This is a genomic window from Streptomyces sp. NPDC002787 (assembly GCF_053592095.1).
Genome location: NZ_JBSFVC010000001.1, coordinates 461,582 through 478,798 on the forward strand (window position 1 = coordinate 461,582; position 17,217 = coordinate 478,798).

Annotated in this window: 15 protein-coding genes; 10 read left to right on the forward strand and 5 right to left on the reverse strand. The window is 71.4% G+C overall.

Annotated elements, in window-relative coordinates; genetic code table 11:
- The first annotated feature begins 166 nt into the window (after nucleotides 1-166).
- From ACWD26_RS01910 to ACWD26_RS01945, 8 genes are all read left to right on the forward strand, one after another.
- Nucleotides 167-1,480 (forward strand): ABC transporter substrate-binding protein, encoded by a 1,314-nt coding sequence (locus ACWD26_RS01910; protein WP_451265129.1) that lies wholly within the window; start codon nucleotides 167-169, stop codon nucleotides 1,478-1,480.
- Between the two features lie 120 nt (nucleotides 1,481-1,600).
- A complete protein-coding gene (locus ACWD26_RS01915) occupies nucleotides 1,601-3,616 on the forward strand; it encodes a branched-chain amino acid ABC transporter permease (protein WP_451265131.1) in 2,016 nt (671 codons plus the stop codon).
- On the forward strand, nucleotides 3,613-4,449 hold the full coding sequence (locus tag ACWD26_RS01920; RefSeq protein ID WP_451265133.1) for an ABC transporter ATP-binding protein: 837 nt from the start codon (nucleotides 3,613-3,615) through the stop codon (nucleotides 4,447-4,449). The genes ACWD26_RS01915 and ACWD26_RS01920 overlap by 4 nt, the downstream gene beginning before the upstream one ends.
- Entirely contained in the window at nucleotides 4,446-5,156 is a 711-nt protein-coding gene (locus ACWD26_RS01925) for an ABC transporter ATP-binding protein (RefSeq protein WP_451265135.1), read from the forward strand. The genes ACWD26_RS01920 and ACWD26_RS01925 overlap by 4 nt, the downstream gene beginning before the upstream one ends.
- Before the next feature lie 53 nt (nucleotides 5,157-5,209).
- Nucleotides 5,210-6,082 carry an alpha/beta hydrolase gene (locus tag ACWD26_RS01930; protein WP_451265137.1) on the forward strand — a complete coding sequence of 291 codons (873 nt, stop codon included), beginning with the start codon at nucleotides 5,210-5,212 and terminating at the stop codon, nucleotides 6,080-6,082.
- 865 nt (nucleotides 6,083-6,947) lie between these two features.
- On the forward strand, nucleotides 6,948-7,370 hold the full coding sequence (locus tag ACWD26_RS01935; RefSeq protein ID WP_451265139.1) for a hypothetical protein: 423 nt from the start codon (nucleotides 6,948-6,950) through the stop codon (nucleotides 7,368-7,370).
- Between the two features lie 137 nt (nucleotides 7,371-7,507).
- Nucleotides 7,508-8,632, forward strand: coding sequence for a PLP-dependent cysteine synthase family protein (locus ACWD26_RS01940; RefSeq protein ID WP_451265141.1), 1,125 nt, complete (start codon nucleotides 7,508-7,510; stop codon nucleotides 8,630-8,632).
- Nucleotides 8,632-9,930, forward strand: a complete 1,299-nt coding sequence (locus tag ACWD26_RS01945) for an MFS transporter (RefSeq protein ID WP_451265143.1) — start codon at nucleotides 8,632-8,634, stop codon at nucleotides 9,928-9,930. The genes ACWD26_RS01940 and ACWD26_RS01945 overlap by 1 nt, the downstream gene beginning before the upstream one ends.
- Nucleotides 9,931-10,247: 317 nt before the next feature.
- Here ACWD26_RS01945 and ACWD26_RS01950 read toward each other — a convergent pair whose 3' ends face one another.
- The 3 genes from ACWD26_RS01950 to ACWD26_RS01960 form a co-directional block, all read right to left on the reverse strand.
- A complete protein-coding gene (locus ACWD26_RS01950; RefSeq protein WP_451265145.1) occupies nucleotides 10,248-10,730 on the reverse strand; it encodes a hypothetical protein in 483 nt (160 codons plus the stop codon).
- Complete coding sequence (locus ACWD26_RS01955; RefSeq protein WP_451265147.1) at nucleotides 10,727-12,499, reverse strand: glycoside hydrolase family 15 protein; 1,773 nt, start codon at nucleotides 12,497-12,499, stop codon at nucleotides 10,727-10,729. The genes ACWD26_RS01950 and ACWD26_RS01955 overlap by 4 nt, the downstream gene beginning before the upstream one ends.
- A gap of 126 nt (nucleotides 12,500-12,625) precedes the next feature.
- Nucleotides 12,626-13,066, reverse strand: coding sequence for a hypothetical protein (locus ACWD26_RS01960; RefSeq protein WP_451265149.1), 441 nt, complete (start codon nucleotides 13,064-13,066; stop codon nucleotides 12,626-12,628).
- 63 nt (nucleotides 13,067-13,129) lie between these two features.
- Between ACWD26_RS01960 and ACWD26_RS01965 the strand changes: the two genes are divergently transcribed.
- On the forward strand, nucleotides 13,130-13,861 hold the full coding sequence (locus tag ACWD26_RS01965) for a helix-turn-helix transcriptional regulator (protein WP_451265151.1): 732 nt from the start codon (nucleotides 13,130-13,132) through the stop codon (nucleotides 13,859-13,861).
- 449 nt (nucleotides 13,862-14,310) lie between these two features.
- A complete protein-coding gene (locus ACWD26_RS01970) occupies nucleotides 14,311-14,511 on the forward strand; it encodes a hypothetical protein (protein WP_451265285.1) in 201 nt (66 codons plus the stop codon).
- A 25-nt stretch (nucleotides 14,512-14,536) separates the two neighbouring features.
- Here ACWD26_RS01970 and ACWD26_RS01975 read toward each other — a convergent pair whose 3' ends face one another.
- Nucleotides 14,537-15,619, reverse strand: coding sequence for an ABC transporter ATP-binding protein (locus ACWD26_RS01975; protein ID WP_451265153.1), 1,083 nt, complete (start codon nucleotides 15,617-15,619; stop codon nucleotides 14,537-14,539).
- On the reverse strand, nucleotides 15,616-17,217 hold the full coding sequence (locus tag ACWD26_RS01980) for an ABC transporter permease (protein WP_451265154.1): 1,602 nt from the start codon (nucleotides 17,215-17,217) through the stop codon (nucleotides 15,616-15,618). Before ACWD26_RS01980 ends, ACWD26_RS01975 begins: the two co-directional genes overlap by 4 nt.

A 17,217-nucleotide genomic window follows, 5' to 3' on the forward strand; every position in this document is an offset into this window, starting at 1 on the left:
CGAAACCTCGAGAAGGTGCCCGAGCAGGCCTTTTCCAGGTGTTCTGGAGCCGCCCTGCGCGCCGGTCACCCCGTGTGCTCCAGGTTTCCGGCCGACCCGTCACCACTCCCCGTTGCGCATGCCCTCCGGCATGTCCTCCCCTTCGCTCCGTCCACGGAGGTCTCGTATGCCTACCCATCCGCGTGTCCGAAGACTGGGCCTCATCGCCTCCCTCCTGGCGCCCGTCATGGGCCTCACCGCCTGCAGTGGCTCGCAGAGCCCGGGCTCGACCTCGGCGGGCGCCGCCACGGCCGACTCGTCAGCCACCGTGGACACCCGGCCGTCGGCAGCCCGGGTGACCGACTATCCGAGTTACGTGGGGGGCAAGGCGGGCGAGGCCGACTCCGGCCTGTCCCCGGTCACTCTCGGCTGGGTGAACGTCGAGGGCGGCCCCGGCGGCAGCCCTGAGGCGACGCTGGGCGCGAAGGCAGCCGTTCGGTACGTCAACGAGAAGCTGGGCGGAATCGGTGGCCACCCGCTGCGGCTGAACGTCTGCACGGTGGTCTCCGCCGAGGAGGAGGGACAGAAGTGCGGCCAGCAACTGCTCGGCGACAAGGCCGTCTCCGCCATCGCCCTCGGCAATCTGTACCTCGGCGACGCCTCCTTCAACTCCGTGGTGGCGGGCAAGAAGCCGGTTCTGGTCGGCGTGGCGACGGGGCCCACCCTGCCCACGGCGAAGAATACTTACAGCACCTTCGGCGACCTGCCGCACATCTTCGGCACCTGGGGCACGTACGCGCGTGACGTCCTCAAGGCGAAGACGGCGGCGGTCATCCACACGAACACCCCCGGCGACAAGATCGCTTCGAGCGCGGCGGTCAAGGGACTCAAGGCCGCCGGCCTCACCGTCAAGTCGGTCGGCTTCGACGCGCAGGCCACGGACCTGATCGGCCCGGTCACCGCGGCCGGCGCCAACTCCGCCGATGTCATCGTGCCCATCACCATCGGTTCCGGGTGTGTCGGAGTCGCCAAGGCACTCAAGCAACTCGGCATCGACAAGCCCGTGGTGTCCACGCCCCTGTGCATGTCACCGGACGTGGCCAAGGGCCTGGGCGGTGATCTGCCCACGTGGACGTACGGCGTCGCCCAGACGCTGCCGACCGACTCCTCGGCCGCCGACTCCAAGGCGTTCCTGGCGGCATCCGGCCAGGTGGGGCTGGACAAGGCCACCGCGTCCCAGGTCTTCGCACCGCTGGGCTGGAGCACGATCCTGACGTACGCCAAAGCACTCAACGCCGTGGGACCCGACAAGATCACCCCGGCGGCCGTCTCCGCACAGCTGAAGAAGTTCACCGGGCCGGTCGTCATGGGCGCCGCCGAGGTCAAGTGCGCCAAGTACCCGGACGCCCCCGCGGTCTGCAACGACCAGGCGCGGTTCTACCAGTACAAGGGCAAGGGTGCCTTCCAGCCGCTGACCGACTGGCTCCGCCCGCCCCGGTGACCCGCCATCCCTCCGTCCGCCCGGGTCCTGTATGGCCCGCGACGGACCTTCCCGTGCCGTGTTCCCGAGGCCCGACGGCTTCGCTGTGGCCTCAGGAACACGGCGCTCCAGGAGTAAGAAATGGAACAGATCCTGCTCTTCGCCGTGCTCGGCCTGGGCCAGGGGGCACTGATCGCCGGCATCGCTCTCGGCGTCGTGGCGACCTACCGGGGTTCGGGCATCATCAACCTGTCGACCGGCGCCGTCGCGATGGTCGCCGGTTACATCTTCTGGGCCCTGAGCACCGGCTTCTTCGGCTTCTCGCTGCCGATCGCCGCCGCCTTGGCGGGGGCGATCATGGCGGCGCTCGCGGTCGGTGTGCTCACCGAGATCGCGGTGTTCAGGCCCCTGCGCGCGGTCTCACCACTGGCCAAGCTCGCGGCGTCACTCGGCATTCTGCTCACCCTTCAGGCCACCGTGCTGCTGGTGTTCGGAACCCAGCCCCAGCAGGCCCCCAGCATCCTGCCCTCGGATGCCGTCACCGTCCTGGGCGTCACCACGCCCGTCGACCGTTTCATCCTGACGGGGCTGGTGATCACCGTCGCGCTCGCCCTCGGGGCCCTGTACCGGTGGACCCGCTTCGGGCTCGCCACCCGCGCCGCCTCGGAGAACGAACAGGCGGCCCTGCTGGCGGGTCTGTCACCCAACAGCGTCTCCCTCGCCAACACCCTGCTGTCCGCGCTGATCGCGGGGCTGCTCGGTGTCCTGGCCGCACCCATCGTCCAGGTCGACTCCGTCACGCTCCCGCTGCAGGTGGTCCCGGCCCTGGCGGCGGCTCTCTTCGCCGGCTTCACCTCACTGTGGATCGCCTGCAGCGCCGGCATCCTCATCGGCGTCATGCAGTCGGTCGTCTACTACCTGTCCACCCAGAGCTGGTTCCCGACCGACAACGGCAACGCCATGCCCGGACTCCAGCAACTGCTGATCTTCATCCTGATGATCATCGCGCTCTACGTGAAGGGGGCCGGCCTGCCGCGCCGTGGTGAACTCGTCGAGCAGCGGCTGCCCGCCGTACCGCTGCCGGACCGACTGCTCCGACCGGCCGTACTGGCCACGGCTGCCGCCGCCCTCGCCCTGATCGTGCTGCCGTTCGACTTCCGCCAGGCCCTGACGAACTCGCTGATCGGCGCGATCATCGTCCTCTCCTACGTCGTCATCACCGGCTACGTGGGACAGATCTCCGTGATGCAGCTCGCGCTCTCCGGGACCGCCGGTTTCGTCCTGTCCCACCTGGCGACGGGACTGCAGATCCCCTTCCCCTTCAACGCCCTCGGCGCGACCCTCCTGGCCACCCTGCTCGGTGCGGCGGCCGGTATCTCCGCCCTGCGGGTCCGCGGCGTGAGCCTGGCCGTCGTCACACTGGCTGCCGCGCTCGCGATGGAACAGGCCCTGTTCACCAACACCTCCTTCGGCGGCACCGCCGGAGTGACCGTGCCCCCTCCCCGCCTGTTCGGGGTGGACCTCGGTCCGGGGGCGGCCTTCCGCGGACTGGACGGCAACGAACCCAGCCCCCTCTTCGGCTTCCTCGTCCTGTCCGTCGCCGCCGCCCTGGGGCTGTACGTGGCCAACCTCAGACGCACCGGGCTGGGGCGGCGCATGCTCGCCGTCCGCTCCAACGAGCGCGCGGCCGCGGCGGCAGGCGTCAACGTACGGGCGGTGAAGATCGCGGCGTTCGCCATCAGCTCCTTCATCGCCAGCGCCGCGGGGACCCTGTACGGCTACAACTTCGGCTCCGTCAGCGCGGCCCGGTTCACCGCGCTGGCCGCACTCGGCCTCATCGGCTTCGCCTACATCGGCGGCATCACGATGGTCTCCGGAGCCGTCATCGCCGGCCTGATGTCCACGGAGGCACTCATCCCGCACGCCCTGGACAAGTGGTTCGGCATCAAAGGGACCTGGGCGCTGCTCTTCGCCGGCGTCTCCCTGATCGTGACGCTGATCGCGAACCCGGACGGCATCGCGGGCGCCAACCACCGCCGTAAGAAGGCCAAAAGAGCCGCCCGTGCGGCGATAGCCGCCCAAGCCCACGCCGTAAACGTCACGTCGGAGACCGCCGGGGCGGAGACGGCGCCCGCCCCCGAGGAGGTCGCACGATGAGCATGTTCAAGGTCCGTTCGCTGGGCGTCAGTTACGGCGGCGTCCACGCACTCAGCGACGTCAACCTGGATGTCGCCGAAGGCCAACTGGTGGGACTGATCGGCCCCAACGGGGCCGGTAAGACCACCTTCGTGGACGCGGTCAGCGGACTGGTCGGCGCCCGGGGCCGGGTGGAACTGGACGGCGAGGACCTGACCGGCATGCCACCGCATGCCAGGGCCCGCCGAGGTCTCGCCCGCACGTTCCAGAGCAGCGAACTCTTCGAGGACCTCACGGTGACGGAGAACCTGCGCGTGACGGCGGAACGACCGACCTGGGTCAGGGCGTTCGGCGAGACCTTCGGCCGCCGCATACCGCCGCCCTCCGCTGTCGTCGATGCTCTCACCACTCTGGGCCTGCGGGATTTCGCCGACGCATCCCCGGCCGAGCTGTCCCAGGGACAGCGCAAGCTCGTCGGCGTGGCCCGGGCGCTGGCCGCCCGCCCCCGCGTCATCTGCCTCGACGAGCCCGCCGCCGGCCTGGACACCGCGGAGAGCGCCGAACTCGGCCGCCGCCTGCGCGCCGTCGCCGACGCCGGTACCGGACTGCTCCTCATCGACCACGACATGGGCCTGGTGATGGGCATCTGCGACCACCTGGTCGTCCTGGAGTTCGGCAAGGTGATCGCGGCGGGACCCCCGAGCCGGGTCCGCGACGACCCCGCCGTCATCACCGCCTATCTCGGCGCGTCCGCCGTTCAGCCCGCCGACGCACCCGTACCGGACGGCGGCACTCCTTCCTCCCTCACCACGGGCCGGCCCGGGGTTCCCAGCAGCGCACCGGAGACAACATGAGCACACCCGTCCTGGAAGTGGCCGGACTCACCGCCGGCTACGACGGAGCCCCCGTCGTCCGCGACCTCGACATCACCGTCGGCGCAGGCGAGGTGGTCGCCCTCCTGGGCGCCAACGGCGCGGGCAAGACCACGACGCTCAAGGCCGTCTCCGGGCTGCTGCGTCCCTCCGCCGGCACCATCACCTTCACCGGAACACCCCTCGACCCGGTGCCCGCGGCGGCCCGCGCGCGACGGGGCATCGCACACGTCCCGGAAGGCAGGGGCATCTTCTCCGGACTGACCGTGGCGGAACACCTGCGGCTAAGGCACCGGGGAGAACGGCTCGACGAGGAGGCGGCGTACGCCTACTTCCCTGTCCTGACCCGCCTGCGGGACCGCAAGGCCGGACTCCTGTCCGGCGGAGAACAGCAGATGCTCGCTCTGGGACGGGCCCTGGCCCGTCGTCCCAAGCTGCTGCTGCTCGACGAACTCAGTCTCGGCCTCGCCCCGGTCATCGTCGAGGAACTGCTGCCCGTCGTACGGCGCTTCGCCGACGATTCCGCCTGCGGGGTGCTGCTCGTCGAGCAGCACGTCGGCCTCGCCCTGGAAGTCGCCGACCGAGGCTGCGTCCTCTCCCACGGCGAACTCACCACGCGGGCCACGGCCCGGGAACTGAGAGCGGACCGGTCCCGGATCGTGGCCGGCTACCTGGGCGAGCGTTCCTGACCCACCCCACCGGCACGGACACGCCCCTCCCCTCACCCATTCCCAGGAGAATCATGTTCACTTTCGACAGCGGCAAGGACGGCGTACGCATTCACGTGCACGTGTGGCAGCCCGCCGGACCGCCGCGCGGTGTCGTGCAGATCGCGCACGGTATGGGCGAACACGCGGGCCGATACGCCGCGCTCGCCCAGGCGCTGACGGCCCGGGGCTTCGCCGTGTACGCAGGCGACCACCGGGGACACGGGCTCAGCAGGCATGCCGCACCCGGCCATCTCGGCGAGGACGGCTGGAACAGCCTCGTCGGCGATCTGGTGACACTCTCCGAGACCATCCGGGAGCGGCACCCCGGTCTGCCCCTGGTGCTGCTCGGTCACAGCCTCGGCTCCTTCGCCGCGCAGCAGTACGTACTGCACCACTCCCACCTGATCGACGCCCTGGCTCTGGCCGGCACCACCGCGGTCGACGCGATGCTCGCCAACCAGGCGGCCGACACCGGGGACCCGCTCGTCGCCCTCAACAAAGGCTTCGAACCTGCTCGCACGCTGTTCGACTGGCTCAGCCGCGACCCCGAAGCCGTCGACACCTATCTCGCGGACCCACTCTGCGGCTCCAGCCTCGACGCCGAGGGGATGAGGCAGGTCGCCGCCGCCTCGGCAGCACTCGCGCGGCCCCGGGGCATCCCGGCACGCCTGCCTGTCTTCGTCCTGGTCGGTGACCGGGACCCGCTCAACGCCGGGCTCACGCTGAGCGACCTGCTCGTCGACCGCTACCGGCAGGCCGGCCTCACCGACATCACCTACCGCATCTACCCCGAAGCGCGGCACGAGCTGTTCAACGAGACCAACCGCACCGAAGTCGAGGGCGACCTGCTGGCCTGGCTGGAGCGGGTACTCGCGCACATCGAGAACGAGCGGGTGCTGCCGTGACCATGACTTTGCCGGAGCCCGGCAACGGGCCGCACCCACTCACCGCTGTACCCGGCGGCATTGGAACGCGCGGCCCGCAGCGGGCTCCGGTGCGGCGTGAAGACGCTCCTTCCGGGGGCCGCCGCGGCACACTCGCCGCAGCAAACAAGCCATTAGTCTGACGAGTTGATCCAGTGTTTCGGGAGTGGTGTTCGATCACTGCCGACGAGCCGCTAGGATCACGGCATGGTTACGGCTTGGTCGCCCTGGCGCATCGTCAGAACCCGCTCCGGTGCGGGTCCGCTGCTGCGCGTGCTGGCCCTGGCCGTACTCCTGTCCGGCTTCCTCGTGACGCACGGCATCCACGTGGAGAGTGTCCAGGGACACCTCTCCACCAGCGCAACCATCCCCGCCCCACTGCAGATCGATGGCGTTCACCACGCAGCCGACGAGCCTGCGCGGCTGTTGGCCACCGACGCCGACTATCATCATGGCGGCCATGAGACGCCACACCCTGGCGAGCACTGCGCGTCCGGGCAGCCTCAGCAGGGTTCCGCCCCGGTGTCGCCCTGCTTTGCAGCGTCGGTTCGCGAAGCGACCAGTTCCCACGACGCCGCGACCGTGCGCGGGCCGGCCGTTGGTAGGCCCATGGATGGTGCGTCTCCCGTGGCTCTGAGAGCAGTCTCCGTGGTGCAACAGGTCTAGGAGTACGGGCTCCTCCCAACTGGCCTGCCGGCTGTCACCCGGTTCGGCTGGTATCGCGCGACGAGCGTCCTGTCCCGTCTCATGACGGGTTGTCACGCGCGTCGAAGCCGTCCTGCCCCCACCCATGTCTGTGCCTCGCTCCGTCCTTGCCGGAGACGTGGGCCCGCAGCGCGGAGGACCTGTGCCGACATATTCCCGTACGCACGCGCACGCCCCATGCGGCGCACCCTCATGGCGCCGACTGGTCTCGGCGATCCGCGGCGCCTTCGTGATGGCGCTCATCCTGTGTGCCGTCCTGCACGGCGCGTCCGAGGAGACGCACGCGTCGGTGTCCCTGCCTGCCGGATTCTCGGCGATGGCAGCAGGCGAGGACCCTCACGGCCCCCACGGTCCCCACGGGGCCGAGGACTGTGCGGCGGACGTGATCGTGCGTGCCGCGGCTCAGTCGAGTGACGATCTTCCCCTCGGCGCGCCGGCCGTCGTCGTACTCCTTGCCGTGGCCCTGTCGCTGGGACGCCCCCTCGTACGGCAGGAACGCCGTAGACGTCGCAGCGCACGCACTGGCCGCGTGGCGCTCGTCGTCACGTCGCGGTGGCGGATCTAGGCCGCTCGCTCGCAGCCGCCGACTTCGCGGCTGCCGCGTGCCCATGGCCTGAGCGCGGACTCCTGGTCCGCCTCACGACATGACACGCGAGATGAACCCGCACCCGGTATTCATCGAGCGAGAGTGAACACAAAGACATGCAGTCATTGACCAAGACCGCGGTCGACCCGGGCCGGTCCGCCCTGTCCGGCCTGGTGGGCAACACCCCACTGCTGCGGGTCTCGGAGCCGCTGGCCCCTGCCGGACGTGGCTTCTGGGCGAAGCTTGAAGGGTTCAACCCCGGTGGCATCAAGGACCGTCCGGCGCTGCACATGGTGGAGCGGGCCCGGGCCCGTGGCGACCTGCGGCCCGGCGGACGGATCATCGAGTCCACCAGCGGCACCCTCGGACTGGGACTGGCCCTGGCCGGCATGGTGTACGGCCACCCGGTCACCCTGGTCACCGACCCGGGCCTGGAACTGTCCATGACCCGGCTGCTGACGGCGTACGGCGCCCAGGTCAACGTCGTCTCCGAGCCGCATCCCACGGGCGGCTGGCAGCAGGCCCGACGCGAACGCGTGCAGCGGCTGCTGGAGCAGCACGCGGACTCCTGGTGCCCGGACCAGTACAACAACCCCGACAACGTCGCCGCGTATACCCCGCTGGCCCTCGAACTCGCCTCCGACCTGGGTCACATCGATGTCCTGGTGTGCAGTGTCGGCACCGGCGGCCACTCCGCGGGCGTCTCCCGGGTCCTGCGCCAGCTCTACCCCGACCTGACCGTCGTCGGCGTGGACACGGTCGGCTCGACGATCTTCGGCCAGCCCGCCCGGCCCCGCCTCATGCGCGGCCTCGGCTCCAGCATCTACCCCCGCAACGTCGCCTACGAGAACTTCTCCGAGGTGCACTGGGTTGCCCCGCAAGAGGCGGTGTGGACTTGCCGCCAACTGGCCGTGTCCCACTACGCCACCGGCGGGTGGAGTGTCGGCGCGGTCGCGATGGTGGCCGGCTGGCTGGCCCGGACCATGTCGGCGGACGCACGGATCGTCGCGATCTTCCCCGACGGTCCGCAGCGTTACCTGGGGACGGTCTACGACGACGACTACTGCGCCGCCCACGGCCTGCTGGACTCCCCACCGGCGCCCGAACCGGAGCTGATCGGCCGCCTGGACGAGAAGGAGGTCACCCGCTGGACCCGGTGCACCACCGTGGTCGATCCCCTCAACCTGCAAGGCGTTGAGGACGCAGCTGTCGAGTCCGGGTCCTCGGAGGAGGGCCGGTGATGGGGCTGCTCACGCAGGTCCGGTCGTACGAACGCAGCGTCCAGCTGTTGATGGTGAACCAGTTCACCATCAACCTCGGCTTCTACATGCTGATGCCCTATCTGGCCGCCCACCTGTCCGGCACGCTCGGGCTGGCCGGCTGGATCGTCGGACTCGTCCTCGGCGTACGGAACTTCAGCCAGCAGGGCATGTTCCTGGTAGGCGGGACGCTCGCGGACCGGCTCGGCTACAAGCCGATGATCGTCGCCGGATGTGTGCTGCGCACCCTCGGCTTCGCGACGCTCGGGCTCGTCGACTCACTTCCCGCACTGCTCGCCGCATCCGCCGCCACCGGGCTGGCCGGGGCGCTGTTCAATCCGGCCGTACGCGCGTACCTCGCGGCCGACGCGGGTGAACGCAGGGTTGACGCGTTCGCCCTCTTCAACGTGTTCTACCAAGCCGGCATCCTGCTGGGCCCCCTCGTCGGAATGGTCCTGACCGGGGTCGACTTCCGCGTCACCTGCCTGGTGGCGGCAGGGATCTTCGCGCTGTTGAGCGTCGTACAGATTCGCGCGCTGCCCGCCCGGCGGGCCGAGGACGACAAGCGGCAGGAGAGCCACAGTGGTCAGGGCGTACTCGCCCAGTGGCGCGGCATCCTCGCCAATCGGCCGTTCGTACTGTTCTCCGTCGCCATGATCGGCTCGTACGTCCTGTCCTTCCAGGTCTATCTGGCGCTGCCACTGGAGGTGCGCCGACTAGGCGGCGACGGGGAGTTCGGCACGGTGGCGGTCGCGGTGCTCTTCGCCGTGTCCGGGCTGAGCACGATCCTCGGCCAGACGAGGGTGACGGCATGGTGCAGGGCGCGGTACGAGCCCGGGCAGGCGCTCGTGCGCGGGCTGGCGGCCATGGGCCTGGCCTTCGTGCCCCTGCTGCTGTCCACCGCCGTACCCGTACCGGAGTCCCGGATCGGGCTGTGGCTGCTCGCGGCGGTGCCGCCGACGCTCGCCGCATTGCTGCTGGCCGTCGGGACGATGATCGCCTACCCCTTCGAGATGGACACCATCGTCCGCCTCTCCGGTGACCGCCTCGTCGCCACCCACTACGGGCTGTACAACACGATCTGCGGCATCGGCATCACCGTCGGGAACCTCGGCACAGGCGCCGCGCTCGACGCCGCCCGCGCGGCCGGGATGCCCGCGCTGCCGTGGATCACGCTGTTCGCGCTGGGCCTGGCGTGCGCGGCCGCTCTGTACGGCCTGCACCGCACCGGCCGACTGGCGGCGCAGCCCGCTTCCGAGCCGCTCACCGCGACCGCCTGACCCACCGTCCCTCCGGCCCAGGGCGGGGCACCGCACGGTGCCCCGCCCCTGCTGGGCCTGCCTGTCCAGGGGCTTTCGATGCCCGCCCCTGTCGTTCCCCTTCCCAAGCCGACCCCGTTGCGACTCCGGCCCTTGCGGGCAGCGCGCTACGACGCGGACCGTGTCGGTGACCTGCTGCTGCCACGCCAGGCGGGGCAACTGCTGCCGCACGAAGAGGTGTCGGCCGGGGTCGTCCGGCAGCGCGCCGCCCCTATGCCACCCGGTCGCTGGGGACAGAGGACGAGTTCACCACGTGTCTCGCCGATGTGCGTCGGCTTTCACGTCGGTAGGGCGGTGAAGCCTCCGACGAGCGCTCCGAAGCCGACATGGGCGACGACGGTGACCACAGGGGTTCCGGGGCCGTAGTTGCGCATCAGGAAGCCAGGTGGTTCGAGCAGGGCCACGTCGGGGGCGCTGGTCAGTGGGCTGCCCATGCGCGGGTGAACGAGCGGCAGCAGGATGTTGACCAGCGCGGTGCCGGCGAACAGGCCGTGGGCGAGTCCGAACAGGGCCCCCAGCCACCAGCCGCTGTGGTCGATGGCGAGGAAGACGGCGAAGTAGACGAACCCGAATATCTGTCCGTTGAGGAAGTGCATCAAGTAGCCGATGGCCTTGGCGCGGGTGCGGTCGACGGTCACCGCCGTGCCGAGCAGGAAAGGCAGGTCCATGCGGGTCAGGCTCAGCTCGCTGGCAGCGCGCAGCGCCGTCGTGAGCGCCAGGGTGCCGACGAAGGCACCCGCGGCGGTTGACCAGGCGTTCATCGCGACGCGTCCTTGCCCGCCCCGGTGATGGCGCCGGCGGCGCTGATCAGCGCCAGATGGCTCAGTCCCTGGGGAAGGTTTCCCAGGAAGTCGCCGGTGGCGGGGTCGATCTCCTCGCTGTAGAGGCCGACGTCGTTGGCCAGGCCGACCAGCTCGTCCATCAGCTCGATCGCCTGGGGAAGGCGGCCGGTGCGGGCGAACGCTTCGGCGAGCCAGAAGGAGCAGGCGAGGAAGGCGCCTTCGCCGCCGGCGAGCCCGTCCTCCCCCGCATAGCGGTCGACGTACGGCCCGTGACGCAGGTAGCGGGCCAGTGCGGTGATCGTGGACCGTATGCGCCGCTCGTCGCCGTATCCGTAGAGGTGTCCCAGCAGGACGGCGGCGTCCAGGTCCTCGCCGTCGGCGGCGCGGACATAGCTGTCGCGGGCGGACGAGAAGCAGCGGGTCTCGATGAACGCGGTGATCTCGTCGCGTGCGGCGTGCCAGCGGCCCAGGTGCCGGTCGGGGACCAGTCCACGGCGGGCGAGGTCGGCGACGCGGTCGAGCGCGACCCAGCACATCATCTTGGACTGGGTGAAGTGCCGGGGTGGACTGCGGACCTCCCAGATGCCCGAATCGGGTTGCTGCCACCTCCCGCAGACGAGGTCGGCGAGCTCCACGAGGCGTCGCGCGACGTCCGCGTCCAGGCCTCCCGCGGCTTGGGCGTACAGCCAGGCGGTCTGCACCAGCTCGCCGTAGATGTCGAGCTGTGCCTGGCTGGCCGCAGCGTTGCCGACGCGGACCGGCCCCGAGCGCCGGTAGCCCTCCCAGGGCAGAGTCCGCTCGGGGGTGCGGTGGCCGCCGTCCAGCCGGTACAGCACCTTGAGGTCGGGGTGGGTGAGCTGGGAGGCGTGCATCAGCCACCAGAAGTAGGCGTGCGCTTCCGCCGGGCAGCCCAGCCGCAGGAAGGCCGCCAGCGTGAAGGCGGAGTCGCGCACCCACGAGAACCGGTAGTCCCAGTTGCGCTCGCCGCCGATCTCCTCCGGCAGCGACGTCGTCGCCGCGGCGGCGATCGCACCGGAAGGGGCATGGACGAGCAGTTTCAGGACCAGCAGGCTGCGCGTCACCGCTTGATGCCACCGTCCCGTGTACGGGCGGCCCTCGACCCAGCTCCGCCACGCCGCGCTCGTGCCGTCCAGGCGCGCCTCGCACTCGCGGCGGGCGGGCAGGACGAGTGGCTCCTGTTCGGCGAACGGCATCGCGATCATGGCGCGTCGGCCCTGTGACAGCTCGAACCGGCCGCTGATCATGTCCCCGTCGCAGTCGGGTGCGCCGGCGTCCCACGTGCAGACGGCGAGAGCGCTGCTGCCGGCTGTCGCCACCGGGACGCCCGCGCGCCGCACGAGCCGTGCGCGGTGGGTGCCGTAGCCGAAGCAGGGCCTCACGCTCCAGCGCAGCGGCACGGACCCGGACAGCCCGTCGACCCGCCGCAGCAGTTCCCGCATCGGTGTCAGTGCCGTGTCGTCGTGCAGGGTGAGCGCGTCGGTGACCCGCACCGAGCCGGTGCGGGTCAGGAAGGTGGTCTCCAGCACGTTGGTGCCGGGCAGGTAGCGGCGCTCCGTCCGGTAGGGCACCACCGGCTCTAGCCGGAACCCGCCCCCGCCGGAGGCGTCCAGGAGGGCGCCGAACACGGCGGGGGAGTCCAGGTCGGGCAGGCCCAGCCAGTCCACCGACCCGTCACGTGCGACCAGGGCGGCGGTACGGCCGTCGCCGATCACCGCGTACTCGCGCAACGGAACGTAGCCATCCGTCCGTGAGCTCTCGTCCCGGAGGTCAGGTCCCGGTGATGGTCCCGGAGAACCGCTGAAGGTTCCCATGAGACCACCATCCCACCCGCTTCCGTGTGCCGCCGAGGGGCCTCAGCGCGGCTGTCGCTTGCCGTGGTAGCGCTGGGCGAGCCGGGCGAGGGCCACCGCGCCGAGCAGGAGGCCGAAGTCGCGCAGCGCGATGTCGTAGTAGCCGGGGATGCTCAGCAGGTTGACGATGATCCCGGCGAGCCATCCGGCCACCAGCCAGCCCCCGAAACGCGGGGCGAGGGCGACGGCGATGCCCGCGACGATCTCGATGACGCCGACGGCGTACATGGCGGCCTGAGCGCTGCCCGGAACGACGTCGTCGATCCACGGCGCCAGGTAGGTGGGCCAGTCCACGAGCAGGTTGGTGAATTTGTCCAGCCCGAACAGGATCGGCGCCACGGTGAACCCGGTGCGCAGGATGACGAACGCCTGGTAGCCGGGGTCGGTGAGCACGGAACGCCGAGGGGTGGCGGTCGCGGTGGGGGTTGTGGTTGCGGACGACATGACGCCCTTCCTTCTATAGGCAACTCTCACTATCAATAGAAACGCGGAAGCCTTCTTTAGTCAATGGCCGTGGGTTTTACACTGGTGTTCGTGGATCACCCGAAGGAAGCACCCCGTCCCGACATCTCCGCCGTCGCCGCTCTCGACGAGCCGACCCGCAGGAGGCTCTACGACCATGTCGTGCGCCAGCCGGAGCCGGTCAGCCGCGACGACGCCGCCGGAGCTCTTGGACTGGCGCGTCAGACCGCGGCCTTTCACCTGGACCGGCTGGTTGACGAATCACTGCTCGACGTGGTCTACGAGCGGCGCAGCGGCCGCACCGGGCCCGGCGCGGGCAGGCCGGCCAAGCTCTACCGGCGCTCCACCAAGCAGGTGACCGTCAGCCTGCCCGAGCGTCACTACGAGCTGGCCGGACGGCTCCTCGCCCAGGCCGTGGAGGAGTCCGAGGCCACCGGAGAACCGGTCCGCGCCGTGCTGCACCGCACGGCCCACCAGCTCGGTGAACAGCTCGCGGGCGAGAACAGCCCAGGTGCGTCAGGTGTGTTCGACCTGCTGGAGCGGTACGGGTTCGAGCCCCGCCATGACGGTGACACCATCGTCCTCGGCAACTGCCCCTTTCACGCGCTCGCCCGCCTGCACACCGAGACGGTCTGCGGCATGAACCTCCACCTGCTGCGCGGCGTCCTTCTGGGCGTCGGAGAAGACGGCGTCCAGGCATGCCTGGAGCCCAGCCCCGGCCACTGCTGCGTCCGCCTTCGACCCGCTGCCCCCCGGCCTGCGACCGCGAGCTCCTGACCCGCACCCACGCGCCGCCCGGCAGGCTCTTCACGTTCCGGGTCCGCCTACTCGCGGGTGTGCGGCTGGAATTGGGTACGCAGTCCAGCAGCGCACACGACAGCGAGAGTCGCCGACCGAGCTCTGGTCGTCGCGGGCCACGCTCGGCGACGTTCTGAGGGGGGCCACTGACGATGACCTACCGAGCCGGTCACCGGGGGAGGAGCTGATGTCCCAAGGGAGCGGGGCGAGCCCGGAGTTCGAGGAAAAGGCCGTGGAGACGGCCTGGCGGATTCATGACGCGGTCGGGGAGTGGACGACCCGGGGCGACGCCAAGGCCTCCCGGCTCGACACCCCCACGCGGACCTGGCCTATCTCTCGGCCTGCGAAACCACTGACACCGCGCCCCGTTCACCGACGAGGCGCTGCACATCACCGCGGCCTTCCAGACCGCCGGGTATCGCAGCGTCATCGGCAGCCTGTGGAAGGTCCAGGGCACCTCCGCCACACACATCGCCGCAACCGTCTACGCGCGGCTGACGGCCGACGGCACCAGAGCACCGAACGCCGCCGCCTCGGCCCGGGCACTGCACACAGCGGTCGTCGCGGTGCGAGCCCGAAATCCGCGCTCCCCCGGCCTCTGGGCGGCCCATGTGCACTTCGGCCGCTGACGTCGGGGGAGAGGGGCAGGGGCAGTCATGCCCGTACTGACCCCGCAGCCGACGGGAACCCCTTGGTGGCGTGCAGCGTCGCCTCGCCCGCGACCCGTACCCCCGTCTCCTCCCCGGGCGCTACCGGAGGCTGACCCGGGACGCGGATGTCGATGGGCGAGTCGTGGTTCGGGACGGTCACGGTGACCATGGCGTCGTGGCCGTAGTAGCGGATGTCGGTCACCCTGCCGCGGACGGAGTTCTCGGTGTCGGGGGCGGTGAGCCGGAGTTGTTCGGGGCGCAGGAGGACCGTGCCCTCCCGGATGCCGGAGGGCGGGCCGGTGAGGGGGACCGGGCCCAGCGCCGTGTCGGCCGTCCCGCTGCCCGTGGTGGTGCCGGGGATCAGCACCGCCTCCCCGACGAACCCCGCCACCCAGGGGTCGGCGGGCCGGCGGTACAGGTCCTGGGGCGTGGCGCACTGGGCGACGCGGCCGTCGCGGACGACCGCGACCAGGTCCGCCGTGGACAGGGCCTCCTGCTGGTCGTGGGTGACCAGGACCGCCGTCGCGCCCGTGGCGCGGAGCGCCGAGCGCACGTCGGCCCGCACGCCCGCCCGCAGGGCGCTGTCCAGGGCGTTGAACGGCTCGTCCAGGAGGACCAGTTGGGGGCGGGGGGCCAGGGCGCGGGCGAGGGAGACACGTTGTTGCTGGCCGCCGGAGAGTTCGTGGGGCATGCGGTCGCCGTAGCCGGCCAGGCCGACCAGTTCCAGCATCTCCTCCGTGCGGGCCCGGCGTTCGGCCCGGTCGGTGCCCTTCAGGCCGAAGGCCACGTTGCGGGCCACGCTGACGTGCGGGAACAGCGCGCCCTCCTGCGGCACGATGCCGATCCGGCGGCGCTCGGGCGGGAAGTGGACCCCGGGACCGCCGATCATCCGGTCGCCGAGCCGTACCGTGCCCGCGTCGGCGCGCAGGAAGCCCGCGACGACGCGGAGCATGGTGGTCTTGCCGCAGCCGGAGGGGCCCAGGACCGCGACCAGGGACCCGGACGGCACGGTGAGGTCGAGGCCGCGCAGGACGGGGGCGTCGGAGCCGTAGGACTTCGTCAGGCCCTCGATCCGGAGAGCGTTCATGGGCGGTGCCTGCCAAGGAGATAGGAGGGAACGGCCGCCAGCAGGATCAGCGCGGCCGCGTAGGGGGCCGCCGCCGCGAACGAGCCGGCGCCGGTCTCGGTCCACAGCCGGGTGGCCAGGGTGTCCATGCCCGTGGGGCGCAGCAGGAGGGTGGCCGGCAGCTCCTTCATACAGACCACGAAGGTGAGGGCCGCCCCGGCCGCCACTCCGGGCGCGGCCAGCGGCACGGTGACCTCGCGCAGTACCTGCCAGGGCCGCCGGCCGAGGGAGCGGGCCACGTCCTCCAGTACGGGCGGGGCCTGGAGGACGGCGGCGCGGGTCGCGGCGACCGCGACGGGCAGGAAGAGGACGGCGTACGCGCCGACCAGCAGCGGCAGTTGCTGGTAGAGGGGGTAGGCGTAGCGGACCGCGAAGAAGACCAGGGCGAGGGCGACGGTGATGCCGGGGAGTGCGTGGCCGGCGTAGGCCGACTGCTCCAGCAGCCGTGCCCCGCGCCCCTGGTGGCGGGCCGCGATCACGCCGACCGGCAGGGCGAGGACCGTGGTGAGGGCGGCGCCCGCGGCGGCGACCCCGAGGGTGGTGCGGGCGGTGTCGGCGAGCAGGGGCAGGTCCCAGGTGGCGGAGGTGCCGGCGGTCAGCCAGTAGCCGAGGGTGGCGAGCGGGAAGACGACGGCCACGGCCACCACGGCGGCGCACCAGCCGAGGGCGGCCGGCCGCCACCGGCCGAGGGGGAGCGGGACGGCCGGGCGGGCGGTGCCGGTGCCGGTCCGCGCGTGCCCGGCGCGTCCGCGCGTACGGGCCTCGGCGGCGACCAGGGTCACCGTCATCACCACCAGCACGACACTGAGCGCGGCGGCCGGGGTGCGGTCGAAAGAGGCACGGTAGGAGGTGTGGATGGCGCGGGTGAAGGTGTCGTACCGCATGAGGGAGACCGCGCCGAAGTCGGAGAGCACATAGAGCGCGACGAGGAGTGCACCGCCCGCCGCCGCGGGGCGCAGTTGGGGCAGGGTGACGCGGAGGAACGTGCGCAGCGGGCCGTGCCCGAGGGAGCGGGCGGCCTCCTCCTGGGCCGGGTCGATACCGCGCAGCGCGGCGGCGACCGGCAGGAGGACGTAGGGGAAGCTGACGAGGGTCAGGGCGAGCGCGGCGCCGCCGAAGCCGGCGAGGCCGGGCGCGGCGGCCAGCCAGGCGAAGGCGGCGACGTAACTGGGCACGGCGAGCGGCAGCGTGGCCAGCACCGACCAGGCGCGGGCGCCGGGCAGCGCGGTGCGCACGGTCAGCCAGGCCAGACCGACGCCGAGCACCAGGCAGCCCGCCACGACGACGACGGTGAGGCCGAGGCTGCGGCCGAGGAGGGCGAGGGTGCGCTCGTCGGCGACGACGTTCCAGGCGAAGGCGGGCCCGCGTTCCAGGGCGCGCACGGCGAGGTAGCCGAGCGGCAGCAGCGCGAACAGGGCGGCGACGCAGGCGGGGACGAGCAGGACGAGCGGCGGTCGGCGCCCGGAGTCGGCGGGGGCTCCGCGGACGGTACGGACGTGCCGGCGCCCGGCCGGAGCGCCCGCGCCGGCCGGGGTTGCCGTGGATTCGGTTGTGTTCAC

Coding starts and splice junctions, on each gene's coding strand:
- ACWD26_RS01945 (WP_451265143.1), top strand. CDS start 8,632: ATGGGGCTGCTCACGCAGGTCCGGTCGTACGAACGCAGCGTCCAGCTG.
- ACWD26_RS01925 (WP_451265135.1), top strand. CDS start 4,446: ATGAGCACACCCGTCCTGGAAGTGGCCGGACTCACCGCCGGCTACGAC.
- ACWD26_RS01960 (WP_451265149.1), bottom strand. CDS start 13,066: ATGTCGTCCGCAACCACAACCCCCACCGCGACCGCCACCCCTCGGCGT.
- ACWD26_RS01915 (WP_451265131.1), top strand. CDS start 1,601: ATGGAACAGATCCTGCTCTTCGCCGTGCTCGGCCTGGGCCAGGGGGCA.
- ACWD26_RS01920 (WP_451265133.1), top strand. CDS start 3,613: ATGAGCATGTTCAAGGTCCGTTCGCTGGGCGTCAGTTACGGCGGCGTC.
- ACWD26_RS01940 (WP_451265141.1), top strand. CDS start 7,508: ATGCAGTCATTGACCAAGACCGCGGTCGACCCGGGCCGGTCCGCCCTG.
- ACWD26_RS01975 (WP_451265153.1), bottom strand. CDS start 15,619: ATGAACGCTCTCCGGATCGAGGGCCTGACGAAGTCCTACGGCTCCGAC.
- ACWD26_RS01910 (WP_451265129.1), top strand. CDS start 167: ATGCCTACCCATCCGCGTGTCCGAAGACTGGGCCTCATCGCCTCCCTC.
- ACWD26_RS01930 (WP_451265137.1), top strand. CDS start 5,210: ATGTTCACTTTCGACAGCGGCAAGGACGGCGTACGCATTCACGTGCAC.
- ACWD26_RS01950 (WP_451265145.1), bottom strand. CDS start 10,730: ATGAACGCCTGGTCAACCGCCGCGGGTGCCTTCGTCGGCACCCTGGCG.
- ACWD26_RS01965 (WP_451265151.1), top strand. CDS start 13,130: ATGGCCGTGGGTTTTACACTGGTGTTCGTGGATCACCCGAAGGAAGCA.